Genomic DNA, 16,069 nt, shown 5'->3' with positions numbered 1-16,069 from the left:
CTGGGCACGTTGAGCGCGGGACACCACGAGTCGAGCTGGGACGGGCTCGAGGATTCCGGTTCGAGAGCGCGGGCCGGCGTCTATTTCGTGGCACTCGAAGTCGAAGGCCGGCGGGCGGGGGAGCGGCAGGTGGCGATCGTTCGCTGAATCGTGCAGCGGATTCGCGCCCTCACCGGCTCCGGCGCGCAAGTAACCGTGGCGAAACCGCTGCCCGCGCGCGTATCCTGACTAGACCCCATTCCCCACCGCCCGCGTCGCGCGCGACCGGGAAGATCCCTCCGAGGTGTCGTTCATGCTCCCCCGCCGGATCCCAGTTCTGGCCGTGCTGCTGCTTGGCCTTGCTCCGCTCCGTGCGCTGGCCCAATGCCCCGACTGGATTCCCGGCCCGATGGACAATGGCACCGGAGCGATCGGCACCAACGGCCACATCTACGCGCTGACGGTCGCCGACGTCGACGGCGCGGGCCCGCTTCCACCGGTGCTGGTCGTGGGCGGCCTGTTCAGCGAGATCACCGGAGTGACCGCGATCAACATCGCCTATCTCGATCCCTCGACCGGGCAATGGCGTCCATTCACCTCGCTGCCCAACATCACCAGCGTTCGGGCGCTTTCGTCGTACAACGGCAACCTGGTCGCGGGCGGTGACGGGAACGGGATCAACATCAGCGGCGCCAATCTCTGGAACGGAACGCACTGGGTGGCCATGGATACCGACGGCTGCCGCGCCAACTTCACCAACGTGACGCCCAGCAACGTTCGCTGCTTCGGGTACGTCGGCAGCACTCTCTGCACCGGTGGAAACCTCACGGCGTGGAACACCGACACCACCAGCGTCACCTGCACCGGCCAGGGCGCGCACGGGCTTGCCGAATGGAACGGCAACTCGGAATGGGAGGAAGGCCCGATCACCATCGACGAAGTGTTCGCTATCAACCAATTCGGCGGCCAGCTGATCATCGGCGGCACTTTCAGCTCCTTCGAGTGCAGTTGCGCCCCCGGCGAGTACATCGCGGCGTGGAATGGCTCGAGTTGGGGCCAGATGGGCGGCGGGTTCAACGCCGAGGTCGACGCCATGACGCTGTTCAACGGCAACCTGGTCGTGGCGGGAGCGTTCACCTCGCAGGGCGCCTCCCACATTCCCATGAATCACATCGCCCAGTGGGATGGGAGCTGGCACTCGTTCGGCGTGGGCGTCGGCGACTCGGTCAAGTGTCTGGTCGTGTACGACGGGGAGTTGATCGCAGGAGGAACGTTCACCACTGCCGGTGGCTCGCCGGCCGCGCACATCGCGCGCTGGAATGGTTCGATCTGGCAACCGCTCGGCGGCGGCACCGACGGCACCGTACGGGCCATGGCGGTTTATGGAAGCGAGCTGATTGCGGGCGGGGATTTTTCCATTGCGGACGGCCAGCCGGTCAATGGACTCGCGCGCTGGAATGGGCTCGAATGGGCCGGGTTCGGAGGTGGCACCGCAACCAGCGTGTTGGCTATGACCCCCTATCTGGGACACGTGGTGGCCGGCGGCAATTTCCATCAGTCCACCAACAGCACCCAGGCCGCTCAGTTCATCACCGGCTGGGATGGCGTGACGCTCTCCCCGCTCGGGACTGGCATGGACGGCGCGGTGAGCGCGCTCAAGGCCTTCAAGTACTCAGGACTCACAGGCGCCAACGAGCTGGTCGCGGGGGGCACTTTCGCGCACGCCGGCGGCGTCGCCGCGAGCAACATCGCGCGCTGGGATCAGACCAACGTGGCGTTCCCACCGCCGGCGTGGGAAGCGATGGGCGCGGGCTTCACCGGGCAGGTGAACGCGATCGAGCGCTACAACAACAACACCTACGCGGGCGGCTCCTTCACCAACTCAGGCGGCACCACGGTCAACAACATCGCTCGCTGGAACGAGGGCAGTCAGCTCTGGGAAGCGCTCGGCACCGGCATGAACGGCCCGGTCTACGCGCTCAGAGTCTACAACGGGAATCTCTACGTCGGCGGCACGTTCACCACGGCCAATGGCGTCTCCACCGGCGGGCTCGCGCGATTCGACGGGACGAACTGGACCCAGGTGGGCGGAAATTTCGTCGGCAGCGTCTACGCCCTCGAGGTGCACAACGGTCAGCTGGTGATCGGCGGTGATTTCGCTGGCATCAACAGCTCGCCCGATCTCGCTCAATACAACGGCTCGATCTACTCGACGTTCGGAACCGGCGGCACCAACGGATTCATCCGCTCGCTGGTCTCGACTGGCCCGCGTCTCTACATCGGCGGCAGTTTCACCGGCGCCGGCAACGTCAGCGCCAATAACATCGCTTACTGGGATGGGGCCTGGCACGATGCCGGCGGCGGCACCAACGCCACCGTGTTCGCGCTGGCCGATTTCGGCGGCGAGATCCAGGCAGGCGGCACGTTCTCGGAAGTGAAGAACGCCATCCTCGCCGCGCCCACCTGGGCTCGGTACGCCGAAACCGGATTGCCGTGGTTCGCCTATCAACCCAATTCGCAGACCGTGAATCAGGGCGATGACGTCACGTTCGCGGCGCAAGCCGCCGACGGCTACGCGCCGCTCACCTTCCAGTGGTATCGGAATGGCATCGCGGTCCACGACGGCTCGGCGCTCGGCGGTTCGGTGATTGGTGGAACGGAAAGTCCGAGGCTCACGCTTCACGGTGTGACGCACTACGACGAGGGCAGCTATCAGCTCATCATGGCGAGCGACTGCGGCCCCGACACGAGCAGCCTCGCCGTGCTGGCCGTCAACTGGGCCGCCGGCGTCGCTCTCGGGGGCGGTGGCGCGACCTCGTTGCAGGCGCTCGGCCCCAATCCCAGTCGTGGCGAGGCGCGGCTCACGTTCTCGCTGGCGCGCGCGGGAGAAGTTCGCGTGAGTGTGCACGACGTATCGGGCCGGCGCGTGCGCGTGCTCGATCTCGGGACGCTCGCCGCCGGCGCGCACCAGTCGCGCTGGGATGGCCGCAGCGATTCGGGCGCCGAAGTCCAGGCCGGCGTCTACTTCGTGGGACTCGAGGTCGCGGGCCGCGAAGCGGGCTCGCGGCGGGTGGCGATCGTGCGTTGATTCGCGCGGCGCGGCCCGCGGCTACTTCGCGCCGAACCTCACCACCGTCCGGCAGCGCTCGTCGGGCATGCGCGCGACGATGCGCGTCGACGCCTGGCGGCGCCCGTAGGCCGGCGCGCATTCGGCCGGCTCCACGCGCCAGCCGGCGACGCCCTCGGCATCGATGCGGGCGGTCGAGCTCCCGATCGTGACCACCGCGCGGCCGCCCTGCACGCGCACGTCGGCGCGGGGCGCCAGCGCGAACACGATCTCGGGCGCCGGACCGGCGGTGTCGTCCTGGATCGCGAGCTCGCCGGGCGAAAACTGCACGCGCCGGAAATGGCGCTCGCCGCTCCACCACTCGCACCACCACCCCTCGCGATGCGCCACCACGCGCGCGCGGCGGCCCCAAAGGAACGGCCCGAGCATTTCGCTCTGGCTGCGGCCGCCGAAGCTGACGGTGCTGTGCGAGGGCGTGGCGCGCGTGACGACCCGGAGGCGCTCGTCATCGAAGTAGGCGAGTGTCCCCGGATCCACGATCAGATCGTCCCGCCCAAGCCGCAGCGTCAGTGACAACGCGTCGGCGTGCCCGTGTGCGGCGATCGTGCCGAGCCCGAGCGGGCCATGATCGAGCGTCGCGAAAGCCTCGCGGTGCCGCCACACGGTGACGCCCCCTTCGCGAAACGTGCGCGTGCCTTCGCTGGCCCGCGCGGCGGGCGGCGGACTCGCGCCGCACAACAGCGAGGCGAGCGCATTCGCGCCCTCGGCGAGCGCCGGCGCCCCGAGCCAGGCCGCGAGCGCGTTGCCGGCGAGATCCAGGCGGCTCTCCGCTTGATCGGCGAGCAGGACGCGCGCGTCGTCGTCGTCGCCGATCGGCGGGAGCGTGCCATCCGCCCGGCGCAGGGCGCGCGCGAACTCGAGCGAAAGCGCGAGCCGCTGTCGAATCGGCTCGCTCGCCTTGTGGCCCGCGCGTTCGGCGAGCAGCAGCGCGGGCAGGAGCAGTTCCCACACGAACGGCAGGTAGCGAAACGCCTGCTCGGCGGTGACGCCGTCGCCATGGATCTGCCGTTGCAGCTCGCGCTCGATCCCCTCCAGCCCCTCGCGCAGCAGTCGCGGGCCAGTCGCCAGGCCGGGGATTCCCGCCCCCGCCACCACCATGGCCGCGTACTCGGCGAGCAAATGATTGTTGGCGCTCGAGCCGATGCTGAGATGCGCGCGGCACCACAGCGCCTGCTGAGCCATGAAGGCGCGGGCCGCGGGCGAGTCGTCGCCGAGCAGTGCCAGCGTCCAGCCGATGGTCAGAACGCGAATCGCCATCTCGATCCCGCTGGTGTGATGGATGCCGCTCCCGAGCGGATTCCCGGCGATGAAGTCGGCGAGCCAGCGGCGCGCGCGCTCGGCATGGCGGGCGTCGCCGGTGAGCCGCGCGGCCAGCGCCAGCGATGGCAGCATCGTGAGACGCCCCGCTTCCCACACCGCCTTGGCGCTCGAGCCCTCGGGCGCGATTCGATAGTCGAGTGCGGCGCTCGGACCTTCCGGCCAGGCGATCTCGCTCAGCGGATCGACGTTCCAGCGCGGAGGATCCTCGAGCAGCACCTCGCGCGAGAACAGCGTCCAGCGCCCCTCGCTGAGGTGGTTCGCGGCGGCGAGGGTCCCCGCGCAGTCGGCCGCCGCAGGCAGATGCGCCACGGCATTCCACAGTTCACGCGCCGAGGCGGCGTCCACGTGCGAGTTGAGCAGGCGCCCGGCGGCCTCGCTCGCGGACCAGCGGCTCCAGGCCGGAGGAAGGAATCGATCGCGCGCGGCCGCACCGAGGCGGTGAGCCACTTCCTCCGGCGACATGGCCATCAGGCGGCGCAGCTTCCAACCCCGATCGGTCATCGGCTCCGGTTGGAAGGCGGAGGTCCGGCCTTCCCGGGGGCGCGTCTCAATGGATCACGACCACCCGCTGCAGGCGCGCGCCGTCCACCGTCGAAAGTCGCGCCAGATACACTCCCGGCGCGACGACCCGGCCCTGATCGTCGCGCAGATCCCAGCCCCTCACGTAGCGATTCGGGGTCAAGCGTTCGTCGGCCAGCAGCGCCACGCGCCGGCCTGCGATGTCCATCACCTCGAGTCGCGCGCGTCCGGCGCGCGGCAACGAGAACGAGAACACGGTGCGCCCCACGGCCGGATTCGGCGCGGGCGCCGAGAACTCGAGGCTCGCGTGCGCGATCGGCCCCACCGCCACCGTCGCCGGCTGCGCGGAGGGATCATAGATCTCAATCCTCAGCGAATCGAAATTGAAACCGTCGAACTCGGTGCCGCCATCGGAGACCGTGCGGAAGCGCAGACGCACCCGCGTCGCGGCCGGCGAGCAGAACGGCGTGAGATCCACGCGCTCGGTGCGCCAGTTGAAGCGCTGGCCTTCGTACACCGGCTGCCCCAGCGGCTGAGCGCCGCCGGAGATCCCGGCGACGGTGGCCCGGCCCGGGAGCGCGGTCCAGTTGACGCTGTCGAGGCTGGCCTCGACCATGGTGCCGTCGTAATGGGTCTCGAGTCCCCAGCGCGCATCCATTCGAATCCACGCGTGCGGGACCGCGCTCAGATCGAGGGAGCCCTTCATGGTGAACCGGCCGTTGTAGTTCGACGGGTAGACGCCCGAGGGGCTGTCGGCGAAGTACTTACTCGGATGGCGCGGGTCGTTGGAGACGATTCCCCACGCGCCGCCGATCAGCCAGCTGGTGAAATTGTTGGACGGGTCGTTGAGCAGCACCGTCGGCTGTCCCGCGGCCACCTCGACCGTGTCCCGGCAATAGAGTCCATCCGCGTCGCGGAACTCGACGCGGAAGCGCAGCAGCCGGCCCGGAGTCAACGTATCGGCTGTCCCGACCAGGAAGCTGCCGCCCGAGAACGCGTCGCCGCTCGCTCGCGAGCCGAGGGCCGGGTAGCTGAGCGCGCCGCTCAGCACTTCGGCGCCCGGATCGAGCGAAACGAGGGTGGCGTTGAGGCTCGCGCCGGTCGGGGCCAGGCCCAGGTTGCGAGCCCGAACCGTGACGTGCGCGTAGTTCCCGATCGGCATCGCGCCCTCGGTCACGTCGTAGCTCTGGGCGCGCACGTAGGGGCCGGCGATCGCCGCCGCCAGATAGCAGCCGCGCAAATTGTCCTGCGAGATCGGCACCATGCGCGAGGGCGGCGGCCAGAAGCCGTCGTTGCTGCTGCCGGCCTCGGGCGTCCAGGTGAACATCCTGGGCTTCAGAAGCGTGTCGCCATAACACCAGTCGTTGAACTCGCCGTTCACTTCGTAGAGCACGCGCGTCGACTGCCCGGCGTCGTAGCCATTGCCGAACGTGCCCTCGTCGTCCCACTCGTAGAACGCGCTCGAATCGGGCGCGGCGTTCACCTGATAGCCCCACGGGTGCAGGAAGAGATCGCTGAAGGTGTGGAACGAGATCGCGGATTTCGGCTGCAATCGCACGATCAGATCGCGCTGCGCCTGGGTCTCGGGCTCCGAGAACGCGCCGGGGCCTCGATAGATGTCGGAGCTGGGCGAGCTGCTCGAGCCCACCTCGTCGATCCCGAACTTGTACCCGTAGTTGCGGTTGAGATCCACGCCGTCGCCGGAATCGAACGTGTGATTGCCGTTGTTGTCGCGCGCGTTCTTGCGCCACATGCCGAAGGCGGTACCGCCGCTGGCGAGATAGGTGTTGTAGTTGATTTCGTAGCCGTCGGGATTGACCACCGGACAGATGTAGATCCTCCGATGATCGAGCAGATAGGTCTTCCAGGGATCGATGCCGTAGCCCGCGAGCAGGTCGTCCACGAAATAGAACAGCGCCTGCATGCCGCCCGGCTCGCGCGCGTGGGTCAGCGCGTTCAACAGCACGATCGGGCGCGAGTCGGGTCCGGTGACGCTCTTGCCCAGCATCAGACCCCAGATCGGCCGGCCCTGAACGCTCACGCCGATCGAGTCCACGGTGTCGGCGACCACGTCGTTGACGTCATCCGCCACCAGCTCGTCGAGCTTGGCTTTCACCTCGGCGTTGGTCCAGTAGCCGCCCATGCTGCCCGATCCGAACGGGGGAAGGGTCTCGAGGTGCTGCACGCCACCCGGGCGCGAGCGGCCGACGACTCGTATGCCCGCGGGGCGCGTCCCGGCGGCCAGCTCGCGCCGCGCGAGCGTGGCGGCCGTGCGTCCGGGATGCTCGTCGAGCAACTCGGCGCGGATGCCGCGGCTGGCGAGCGCCGCCTCATCCTGGGGCCAGGCGACGATCAGCGCTTCGCGCGAGCCGTGTACCTCGGCAATGTCGAGCCCGGCCGATTGAAGCGCCTCGAGCGTGACCGCGCCGCCGAGCGGCACCCGCAGCAGGCGCGGCTCGGGAAGAGGGTCGAAGACCGCGGCCCGGCTCGGCGCCACGACCACGACGACCGCGATCACGGCGGTGGCGAGCAGCAGGCGAATGAGCCGGGGGGAAAACGGCGAACGCGGCATGGGAGGGTCCTCGGAGCCTGGGCGCGGCAGATGAGACGCGCTCAAGTCTAGCACGCGGCCGCCGCGGGTCGCGCTGGGTCGGGCCGCTGTTTAGTGGTGCAGCGTCGCTTCGAGGAAGATCAGGATCGGCCTCGTGACCAGACCCGGCGTCAGCTCATGACCCGCGCCCGGGAAGAAGCTGGACTCGACCGCCACCCCGGCAGTCTTGAGCGCGTTCGCGTAGGCGTGAGCCTGATCGGCGGGGACGGTGGTGTCGTTCTCGCCGTGCAGAACGAGAATCGGCGTGTGGGTCGCGGCAATGCGCACGATCGGCGAGCGTTCCTTCCAGCCGGCGCTGTCCGATCCGGCCTCGGCCACGATCGCCTCGCGGAACCCCGGCATTTTGGTTCCACGATAGGTCGCCTGGAGATCGTAGATTCCGGACTGGGCGATCACGCAGCCGAGGTCGGATCGCTGCGCCGCCAGTCCGGCCGCCACCGTCGCCCCGCGCGAGATGCCCCAGGCCCCGAGGTGGAGCGAATCCACCCCCGGCGTGCGCTTCAGCCTGTCGAGCGCGGCGCCGGCCGCGGCCAGCGTGTGCGGGCCCATCAGATCCGCCGGCCCCTCGGATTGCCCGTAGCCGGGCATGCTCACCATCATCACGTGATATCCGCGATTCGAGAGCTGGATGGCGGTGCTGAAGAGCGCGCGCGCCTGCGAGCCCTCGCCGTGAACGAGCAGCACACCCGGTGAGCCATTGCCCTTGTTCGATTGGAAGAACACGGTCTCGACCTTCTTCCCATCCACGGTGAGGAACTCGGAGGGATGTTGTTCCGAGATCGGGCCAGGCTGAACCTCGAAGGTCGCGGTCGAGACGTACTTCACGCCGTCGCCGCGATGCGTGTAGAGGTGAAACGTGACCTTGCCGGTTTCGAACAGCGCCGGGGCGCCGTAGTTGAACGAAACACTGTCGCCCGCGCTGATCGCTCCGAAGGCCTGGGCCATGCCCGCGTAGGCGACCTCTTGCACGCGCCCGACCCCGGTCTCCCCGGGTCCCGTGTCTTCGTACCGACACCGGACGCTGTCCGAGTAGAGGCCGACATCGAGGGGGTTGAAGAAGCGAAGCCACGTGTTCCAGGTGAGCGATTCGCTGGCTCGCACCTGGTCGGGATCCGCGATCAGCCTCGGCTGAGGTCCGCTCGGCGCGGCCGGGGCCGAGGATCCGGCCGCAGGCTTCGATCCACTCTTCGGCGTCTTCTTCGCAAGCGATGGAGCGGGGGCGCCGGCGATCAGCAGCGCGGCGGCGAGCGAGGCGAGCGAGGCAAACCTGGGGCGCATCACGGGTCACGACCTCCGAGTGGACTGGGAGAGACGGCCGAGCATGCTAGCATGACTCGCACATCGTCGCGCCTTTCGCGTGCCCAACTCCGATCCATGAAGCTCGTCTGGCTGTTCGACATCGACGGCACCCTGCTGATGACCGAGGGCGCCGCCCGCGAGGCCTTCGAACGCGCGGTGGCCGAGCGCTTTCCCGGGCCCGATCCGCTCGGTGACGTGCCCTTCGCCGGTCGCGTCGAGCCGCTGATCCTGCGCGACATCCTGGCGCGTCACGGCGCGCGGTTCGACCTCGAGGACGAGGCGCGCTTCTGGAATTCGGTGTTCTCGCACATGCGGGTGGCGCTGCGTCCCGACCGGGGAACCCTGCTGCCCGGCGTCGCCGCCCTGCTGGACGCGGTGGATCGGGAAACGGACTGGGTGAGCGCGCTGCTCACCGGCAACATGACCCAGATGGCGCGCATCAAGCTGGCTCACTTCGGGCTCGGCGGGCGGTTCGCGTTCGGGGCGTTCGGCGAGGAGGCCGCGGATCGCGACGCGCTGGCCCGCGTGGCGGTCGCGCGCGCCGCCCGGCGCTACGGTGTGACACCGGCCCGTTGCGTGGTGGTCGGCGACACCGAGCACGACGTGGCATGCGCTCGCGCCGCAGGCGCCTGGGCGGTGGCGGTCGCCACCGGCGGGCGCGCGCGCGAGGCGCTCGCCGCCACTCGGCCCGATCTGCTGCTCGACGACCTGTCGGATCCGCGCGCCCTTCTGGAGTGGGCCCGCGCGCTCGAAGGATCGGGCCTCAGCGCCCGTTCGCGTCCAGCTTCCGTCGAGCCGCTTCCATGAGCGCCAGCGCGTCGTCGAGATGCTGCGCGACCGGCGCGCCCGGGAACTGGTCGAGCAGCGATTTCACCGGCCGGTAGAGCACCGGGAAGTCGCACGAGCGGAGCAGCGACAGGTCATTCAGGCTGTCGCCCATCGCCGCCACGGCGAAACCCGCGCTCTTGAAACCCGAGACGATCCGTTCCTTCTGACCCCGGATGCGGAGCTGAAAGCCCGAGATCAGCCCACTCGAATCCACCGCGAATTGGTTGGCGAACAGGTTGACGTTGCCGAGCCGGCCGGCGAGCGGATCGCTGAACTCGTGGAACGTGTCGGAGATGACGATGACATTGCCGATGGCGCGCAGGCGCTCGATGAACTCGCGGGCACCGAGATAGGGCTGGACCTCGTGCGCGATCCGCTGCAGCTCGCGCAGCGTGAGGCCGGCGGCGCGCGCGGCCGAGACCCGCCGGCGCATCAGCTCCTCGAAGTCGCCGAGATCGCGGGTGGTGAGCGAGAAATCCGGCACGCGAAAGGTCTCTCCGAGCAGGGGCCAGATCTCGGGAGCCAGCACGCCTTCCAGGTCGAGGGCGAAGATCACGAGCCGTCGAGCGTAGCATCCGGGCGGGCCCGTCGGGCTGGAGGTCGGCTCTGACCCGAACATTATTCGCTTGCCTTTGCGAATTGACGAAAGTATTATGTCCACATGTCGATGAGAGTGAATGCGACCATGCATCTCGACCAGCGGGACCACGAGATCCTGGCCCTGGTCCAGCGGGACGCCAAGATGCCGCAGGCGGAGATCGGCCGGCGCGTCGGGCTCTCGACCGCCTCGGTCAACGAGCGATTGAGGAAGCTGGAGCAGGCCGGGGTGATCCGCCGATATACGGCTCTGGTGGACCCGCAGGCGGTGGGCGCGTCGCTGGTGGCCTTCATCGAGGTGTCGATCGAGCACCCGCGCTTCGAGCCACCGTTGATCGAGCACGTACGCGCGCTCGAAGCCGTGCAGGAGTGCCATCACATCACCGGCGATTTCTCGCTGCTGCTCAAGGTGCGCGTGCGAGACATGCTGGCATTGCGCGAGTTGCTGCTCAGCCAGCTCAACGCGCGGGAGGGCGTGCGCCAGACGCGCACCATCATGGTGCTCGAGAGCGTGAAGGAGGACCCGACCGTGGTGACCGCAGCGAAGGGAGGAGTCGCGTGAAGCCGCAGGTGACGACCGCACGGCACATCCTGCCGGCCGAGGTGCACGCCACGATCGCCCGGCACATGCTCGCCGACGGCTACGACATCGTGCTCGACCTCGAGAAGTCGAAGGGCCGCCGGCTCTACGATTCGCGCAGCGGTCGCACGCTGCTCGACATGTTCTCCTTCTTTGCGACGCTGCCGATCGGCCTCAATCACCCCGGCATGAAGCAGCCCGAGTTTCTCTCGCGTCTGACCCGCGCGGCGCTCGCCAATCCCGCCAACTCCGACATCTACACCGTCGAGATGGCGGAATTCGTCGAAACTTTCGGCCGGCTCGCGATGCCCGATTACCTGCCGCACCTGTTCCTGATCTCGGGCGGCACGCTGGGCGTCGAAAACGCGATCAAGGCGGCCATGGACTGGAAGGTGCGCCACAACTTCCGCAAGGGCTACGCCCAGGAAAAGGGCACGCAGGTGCTGCACTTCCAGCAGGCATTCCATGGCCGTTCCGGCTACGCCCTGTCGCTCACCAACACCGCCGATCCGCGCAAGTACCAGTACTTCGCGCATTTCGACTGGCCGCGCGTGTCGAGCCCCGGCCTGCGCTTCCCGGCCAACGAGCAGGAGCTGACCCGCGTCAAGCGCGCCGAGAACGAATCGCTGGATCAGATCAAGAACGCGTTCGCGAGCCGCCGCGACGAGATCTGCTGCGTGCTGATCGAGCCGATCCAGGCCGAGGGCGGCGACCACCACTTCCGCCCCGAGTTCCTGCGCGCGCTGCGCGACGTCGCGCACGAGAACGACGCGCTGTTGATCTTCGACGAAGTGCAGACCGGCATGGGGCTCACCGGCCGGATGTGGGCGCATCAACACTGGGACGTGCGCCCCGACCTGCTGGCGTTCGGCAAGAAGGTGCAGGTGTGCGGCATGATGGCGGGCGGGAGGATCGACGAGGAGCCCGACAACGTGTTCCACATCTCGAGCCGGATCAACTCGACGTGGGGTGGAAGCCTGGCCGACATGGTGCGCTGCCAGCGCTACCTCGAGATCATGGACGAGGAGCGGCTGATCGAGAACGCCGCCACCGTCGGGGCGCATCTCAAGAGCGGCCTGGAAACGCTGGCCGCCGAGCGCCCCGAGCTGACCGGCAATCCGCGCGGCAAGGGCCTGATGTGCGCGCTGGATTTCCGCGACACGACCTTGCGCGACTCGGTGGCCGATCGCTGCTTCGAGCTGGGCATGATGATCCTGCCCTGCGGCCACACCGGCCTCCGCTTCCGCCCGCCCCTCGACGTCATCGGCGCCGAAGTGGACGAAGCACTCGGCATCCTGCGCCGCGCGCTCGACAAGGCCGCCACCCGAGCGGCATGAGCGCGATGTCCGGCGCACCGCCGATCGTCTCGACCGTGGTGCCGCGGCTCGCGTTGCTCGAGCGAACGCCGGACATCGTCGCGGCGCTGGTCTCCGACCTGGACGACGCATCGGTGAGCTGGAAACCATCGCCGGATCGCTGGTGCGTTCAGGAAGTGGTCGGGCATCTCGCCGACATCGAACCGCGCGGATTCCGCGGGCGGGTGGAGATGATTCTCGCTCAGGATCGGCCGACGGTGCCGGCGGTGGATCCCGAGCAGCTCGCCGCGGGCGGTCGCTATCTCCTGCGCTCGCTGGCGGACTGGCTCGCGGATTTTCGCCGCGAGCGCGCGCTCAGTCTCGAGGTGCTGCGTGGGGTTCTCGCCGAAGACCTCGACCGCCCGGCGGTTCATGGCGGCCTCGGTCCCTTCAAGCTTTCGGATCTCCTGCACGAGTGGCCGCTGCACGATCTCGGTCACACTCGCCAGATCGCGGAATTGATGCGAGCGCAGCTCCACCCGCACATCGGCCCATGGCGGGAGATGTACAAAGTCAATCCCTAGCCGGCCTTCCGCCGCGTGCGCCTCAAGTCCGCGAGGCTTCCTTCCGACAACTCTGCGTTGAGGGCTGACCAGGGAGGAGTCGTGGCCGGATCATCCGAAATGCCGTCGCTTTCGCCCCGCGAAGAGCTCGCGGCCAAGGCGCTCCACCGGATGCTCGCCGGACGCGTCCATGCGCTGCTCGAGCACGCCTCGCCCGAAACGCGCGCGAGTGACGCTCCGGCCATCATGAAGTCGCTGCTGGCCGCCGACGAGACCGTGATCCGCCAGCCCCCGGCCGCCGCCCAGGAAGCGCTGGCGATGGCGCGCAACCCCAACTGCAGCACCGAACAAGTGGTGCGGCTGTTCGAGCGCGACCCGGCGCTCACCCAGGCGTTGCTCGCGCGCGCGAACGCGGCCTTCTATCGGGTGGGCAGCGAGCCATGCAGCTCGATCCGGCAGGCCGTGCAGCGGATCGGCGCGCGAGGCGTCGAGTCGGTGGTCACGGCGAGCCTGGTCGAGACCATGCTCTGCAAGCCCGGTAACGCCTATCAGAGGATGCTCGACGACTACTGGGGACACATGACGCGCACCGCGCCGATCGCTCGTGAGCTGGCGCTGGCGTTCATGGCCGAGCCCGAGTCGGCGTTCACGCTCGGGCTGTTGCACGACGTCGGCAAGCTCGTGATCCTCGATCATCTTTCGCAGCTGCGAAAGAAGCAGAATCGTGAGGCGAAAGTGCCGCCGGCGACCCTGCAGGGGATGATCGATCGCCTGCACGAGCCGATCGGAGGCATTGCGCTCTTGCGCTGGAAGCTGGGCGAGGAGGCGGCGACCGCCGTCGGCAATCACCAGCGAACGCCGCCGCCGGTCGAGCTGGACATGCTCGGCGAGCTGCTCTACGTCGCCAATCACGCGGAGCACGTGTTGCGCCGCCACGGCGAGATCGATTTCCGCCAGCTGATGCGCGACGGCGAGCTGACCGTGGACCCGGCCTCGCTCCACGAGCGCCTGGAAAAGGGCGTGGGCGCGCCGGTCTCGCCGCTGCGGCGGGATGGCGAGGGCGCCGGAGAGGGGCCGGCGGCGGCAGCCTGAGGCGCGAGCGGCTATAGTTCGCCGCCTCCATGAACGCCGCTCGCCCGAAGTTTCGCGACTCCGCCGCCGTGGTGTTGATTCGCGGCGAAGGCGCTTCGCTCGAAGTGTTCTGGGTGCTGCGCGGCGACGCGGTGCCCTACATGCCCGGCTTCCGCGCATTTCCGGGCGGCAAGGTGGACGCGCAGGATCTCGAACTCACGCTTTCGGGCGCCGAGAGCGACTTCGACCGCGCGGCGCGCGCCTGCGCGATCCGCGAGGCGTTCGAAGAGACCGGCGTCCTGCTCGGACTCGAATCCGGCGGTGCCCTGGGTTCTGACGAATTCTTGCATCTCGAGATCGATCGCACCGAGCTGCTCGATGGGCGTGTCACCTTTCCGGAACTCGCCCGCCGGCGCGGCTGGAAGTTCCACGCCGGCGCACTCTCGCCCGCCGGCCGCTGGACCACGCCGCCGTTCGCGAGCGCCCGCTTCGATACCTGCTTCTTCCTCGCGCACCTGCCCAGCGGCCAAGAGCCCAACGTGCGTCCCGGTGAGCTCTCGAGTGGCGAGTGGGTGCGGCCTCTGGATGGACTCGATCGCTTCCGCCACGGCGAAGAAGTATTCGCGGCGCCGATCCTCTGGACGCTGATCGCGCTCGCCGAAGGCGACGAGCGCCTGTCCGAGAAACTGGTCGCCGCCCCCGAGCGTTCGCGCCAGCCGGTGCGGCGGATCGAGCTGTCGTGGGGCATCGTGCTCCACGCCATGCCCACGCGGCCGTTGCCGCCGGCCACCCACACCAACGCCTATCTGATCGGCGAGAAGGAAGTCGCACTGCTCGATCCCGGCAGCGGCGACCCGGCCGCGCTCGAGGAGCTGTGCGCACTGATCGATCATCTGGCGAGCGAGGGGCGCAAGCTCAAGTTGATCGTGCTGAGCCACCACCATCCCGATCATGTCGGCGGGGTGGATGCGGTCCGGGCCCGCTATCGCGTACCGGTCGCCGCGCATCCCGAATGCGGCAAACACGTGCGCCTCGACGTCGCGCTCGCCGATGGCGAGAAAATCCCGCTCGCGCCGGGGCTGCGCTCGTGGGATCTGCGCGTCGTCCATACGCCCGGCCACACGCGCGATCATGTTTGTCTGTTTCATGAGCCCAGCGGCTCGCTGTTCTGCGGAGACCACGTGGCCGGCTCGGGGACGGTGGTCATCGACCCGCCCGACGGCGACATGCGCGCCTACCTCGATTCGCTGGACGAGCTGGTCGCGCTGTCGCCGAAGATTCTCTACCCCGCGCACGGTTCGCCTCAGGGCGGCGCCGAGCGCCGGTTGCGCGCGCTGATGAGCCACCGCATGGAGCGCGAGAAGAAGGTCGTGGCGGCGCTGAGCGATTCTCCGCAAACTCTCGCGGACCTCCTCCCCGCGGTCTACGCCGATACCCCGAGAGATCTCTGGAAGTTCGCCGAGCGCTCGATGCTCGCGCATCTGCTGAAGCTCGAGGCCGACGGCCGCGCTCGTCGCGAGGGCGAGCGCTGGCGGAGCGCTTGAGCTTCGGACTTCCGGTCGCAGCGCTGGCCGCCGCGCTGTTCGGCTGCGCCGATTTCCTGGGGGGCCTGGCCTCGCGCCGCGCTTCGGCGCTCACGGTGACGCTGATGGTAAGCGTGATCGGCGCGCTGCCGGTGTGGGCCCTGTCGCCGTGGATCCATGGCAGTCCCACGCCGGTCGAGATGCTGTGGGGCGCGCTGGCGGGCGTGGCCGGCGCGACCGGCGTTACCGGCCTCTACTACGTGCTGGCGCGCGGGCCGGTGGGGGTGGTGGCGCCGGTGGTCGCGGTGTGCGGCGTGGCGGTTCCCGTGATGGCGGGGTTCGCGTTGGGGGAGCGGCCGACGACCGCGGCCCTGATCGGCATCGCGCTCGCGGTGCCGGCGGTGATGCTGATCAGCTCGAGCGCGAGCGAGGCGGGCGCAACGGCGCCGCGGCGCGCCGCGCGCCCGGTGATCGTGCTGGCCGTGCTCTCGGGAATCGGACTCGGCGCGTTCCTGGTCTGCATCGCACGCATCGGCGAGTCGGCCGGATTGATGCCGCTGATCGCCGCGCGCGCCGCGGGATCCGTGGTGGCGCTGGTGGGGCTCGCGCTGCGGCGCGAGCCACCGCGCCTGCCGCCTGGATCGCGGGCGCCGGCGATCGCCGGCTCGCTGGTGGACGGCACCGCCAACGTGCTCTATCTGCTGGTGGTGCGCTCGCACGCCGTGAGCATCGTCGGCACCATCGTGTCGCTGGGGCC

Annotated in this window: 12 protein-coding genes; 8 read left to right on the top strand and 4 right to left on the bottom strand. The window is 69.0% G+C overall.

The window, feature by feature from the left end; genetic code table 11:
- Window positions 1–292: 292 nt before the first annotated feature.
- Window positions 293–3,067: a FlgD immunoglobulin-like domain containing protein gene (locus VMJ70_06120; protein HTO90690.1), complete on the top strand. Its 2,775-nt coding sequence runs from the start codon at window positions 293–295 to the stop codon at window positions 3,065–3,067.
- A 21-nt stretch (window positions 3,068–3,088) separates the two neighbouring features.
- On the opposite strand, the gene VMJ70_06115 is transcribed toward VMJ70_06120, so the two are convergent.
- From VMJ70_06115 to VMJ70_06105, 3 genes are all read right to left on the bottom strand, one after another.
- Window positions 3,089–4,927, bottom strand: coding sequence for an alginate lyase family protein (locus VMJ70_06115; protein ID HTO90689.1), 1,839 nt, complete (start codon window positions 4,925–4,927; stop codon window positions 3,089–3,091).
- 46 nt (window positions 4,928–4,973) lie between these two features.
- The gene (locus VMJ70_06110) at window positions 4,974–7,517 is read right to left on the bottom strand and encodes a M14 family zinc carboxypeptidase (GenBank protein HTO90688.1); all 2,544 of its coding nucleotides are present in this window, start codon (window positions 7,515–7,517) and stop codon (window positions 4,974–4,976) included.
- Between the two features lie 90 nt (window positions 7,518–7,607).
- The gene (locus tag VMJ70_06105; GenBank protein HTO90687.1) at window positions 7,608–8,834 is read right to left on the bottom strand and encodes an alpha/beta fold hydrolase; all 1,227 of its coding nucleotides are present in this window, start codon (window positions 8,832–8,834) and stop codon (window positions 7,608–7,610) included.
- A 96-nt stretch (window positions 8,835–8,930) separates the two neighbouring features.
- On the opposite strand from VMJ70_06105, the gene VMJ70_06100 reads away from it, so the two are divergent.
- A complete protein-coding gene (locus VMJ70_06100) occupies window positions 8,931–9,662 on the top strand; it encodes a haloacid dehalogenase-like hydrolase (GenBank protein HTO90686.1) in 732 nt (243 codons plus the stop codon).
- Here VMJ70_06100 and thrH read toward each other — a convergent pair.
- On the bottom strand, window positions 9,619–10,239 hold the full coding sequence (gene thrH / locus VMJ70_06095) for a bifunctional phosphoserine phosphatase/homoserine phosphotransferase ThrH (GenBank protein HTO90685.1): 621 nt from the start codon (window positions 10,237–10,239) through the stop codon (window positions 9,619–9,621). The genes VMJ70_06100 and thrH overlap by 44 nt on opposite strands.
- Window positions 10,240–10,350: 111 nt before the next feature.
- Here thrH and VMJ70_06090 point away from each other — a divergent pair, with 111 nt between their 5' ends.
- The 6 genes from VMJ70_06090 to VMJ70_06065 all read left to right on the top strand — a co-directional run.
- Window positions 10,351–10,842: an Lrp/AsnC family transcriptional regulator gene (locus VMJ70_06090; protein HTO90684.1), complete on the top strand. Its 492-nt coding sequence runs from the start codon at window positions 10,351–10,353 to the stop codon at window positions 10,840–10,842.
- Entirely contained in the window at window positions 10,839–12,197 is a 1,359-nt protein-coding gene (gene lat / locus VMJ70_06085; GenBank protein ID HTO90683.1) for an L-lysine 6-transaminase, read from the top strand. Before VMJ70_06090 ends, lat begins: the two co-directional genes overlap by 4 nt.
- Window positions 12,194–12,739, top strand: coding sequence for a DinB family protein (locus VMJ70_06080; GenBank protein HTO90682.1), 546 nt, complete (start codon window positions 12,194–12,196; stop codon window positions 12,737–12,739). The genes lat and VMJ70_06080 overlap by 4 nt, the downstream gene beginning before the upstream one ends.
- A gap of 99 nt (window positions 12,740–12,838) precedes the next feature.
- Window positions 12,839–13,810, top strand: a complete 972-nt coding sequence (locus tag VMJ70_06075; GenBank protein HTO90681.1) for an HDOD domain-containing protein — start codon at window positions 12,839–12,841, stop codon at window positions 13,808–13,810.
- 29 nt (window positions 13,811–13,839) lie between these two features.
- Window positions 13,840–15,333 (top strand): MBL fold metallo-hydrolase, encoded by a 1,494-nt coding sequence (locus tag VMJ70_06070; GenBank protein ID HTO90680.1) that lies wholly within the window; start codon window positions 13,840–13,842, stop codon window positions 15,331–15,333.
- On the top strand, window positions 15,330–16,069 hold a 740-nt coding region (locus VMJ70_06065; GenBank protein HTO90679.1), incomplete at its 3' end, for an EamA family transporter. The genes VMJ70_06070 and VMJ70_06065, both read left to right, overlap by 4 nt.

The sequence above is a fragment of the Candidatus Sulfotelmatobacter sp. genome (genome assembly GCA_035498555.1).
In the GTDB taxonomy this organism is placed as follows: Bacteria; Eisenbacteria; RBG-16-71-46; order RBG-16-71-46; family RBG-16-71-46; genus DATKAB01.
The sequence above is the reverse complement of the archived record's forward strand: the minus strand, read 5'-3'. Positions and strand labels throughout refer to the sequence as shown.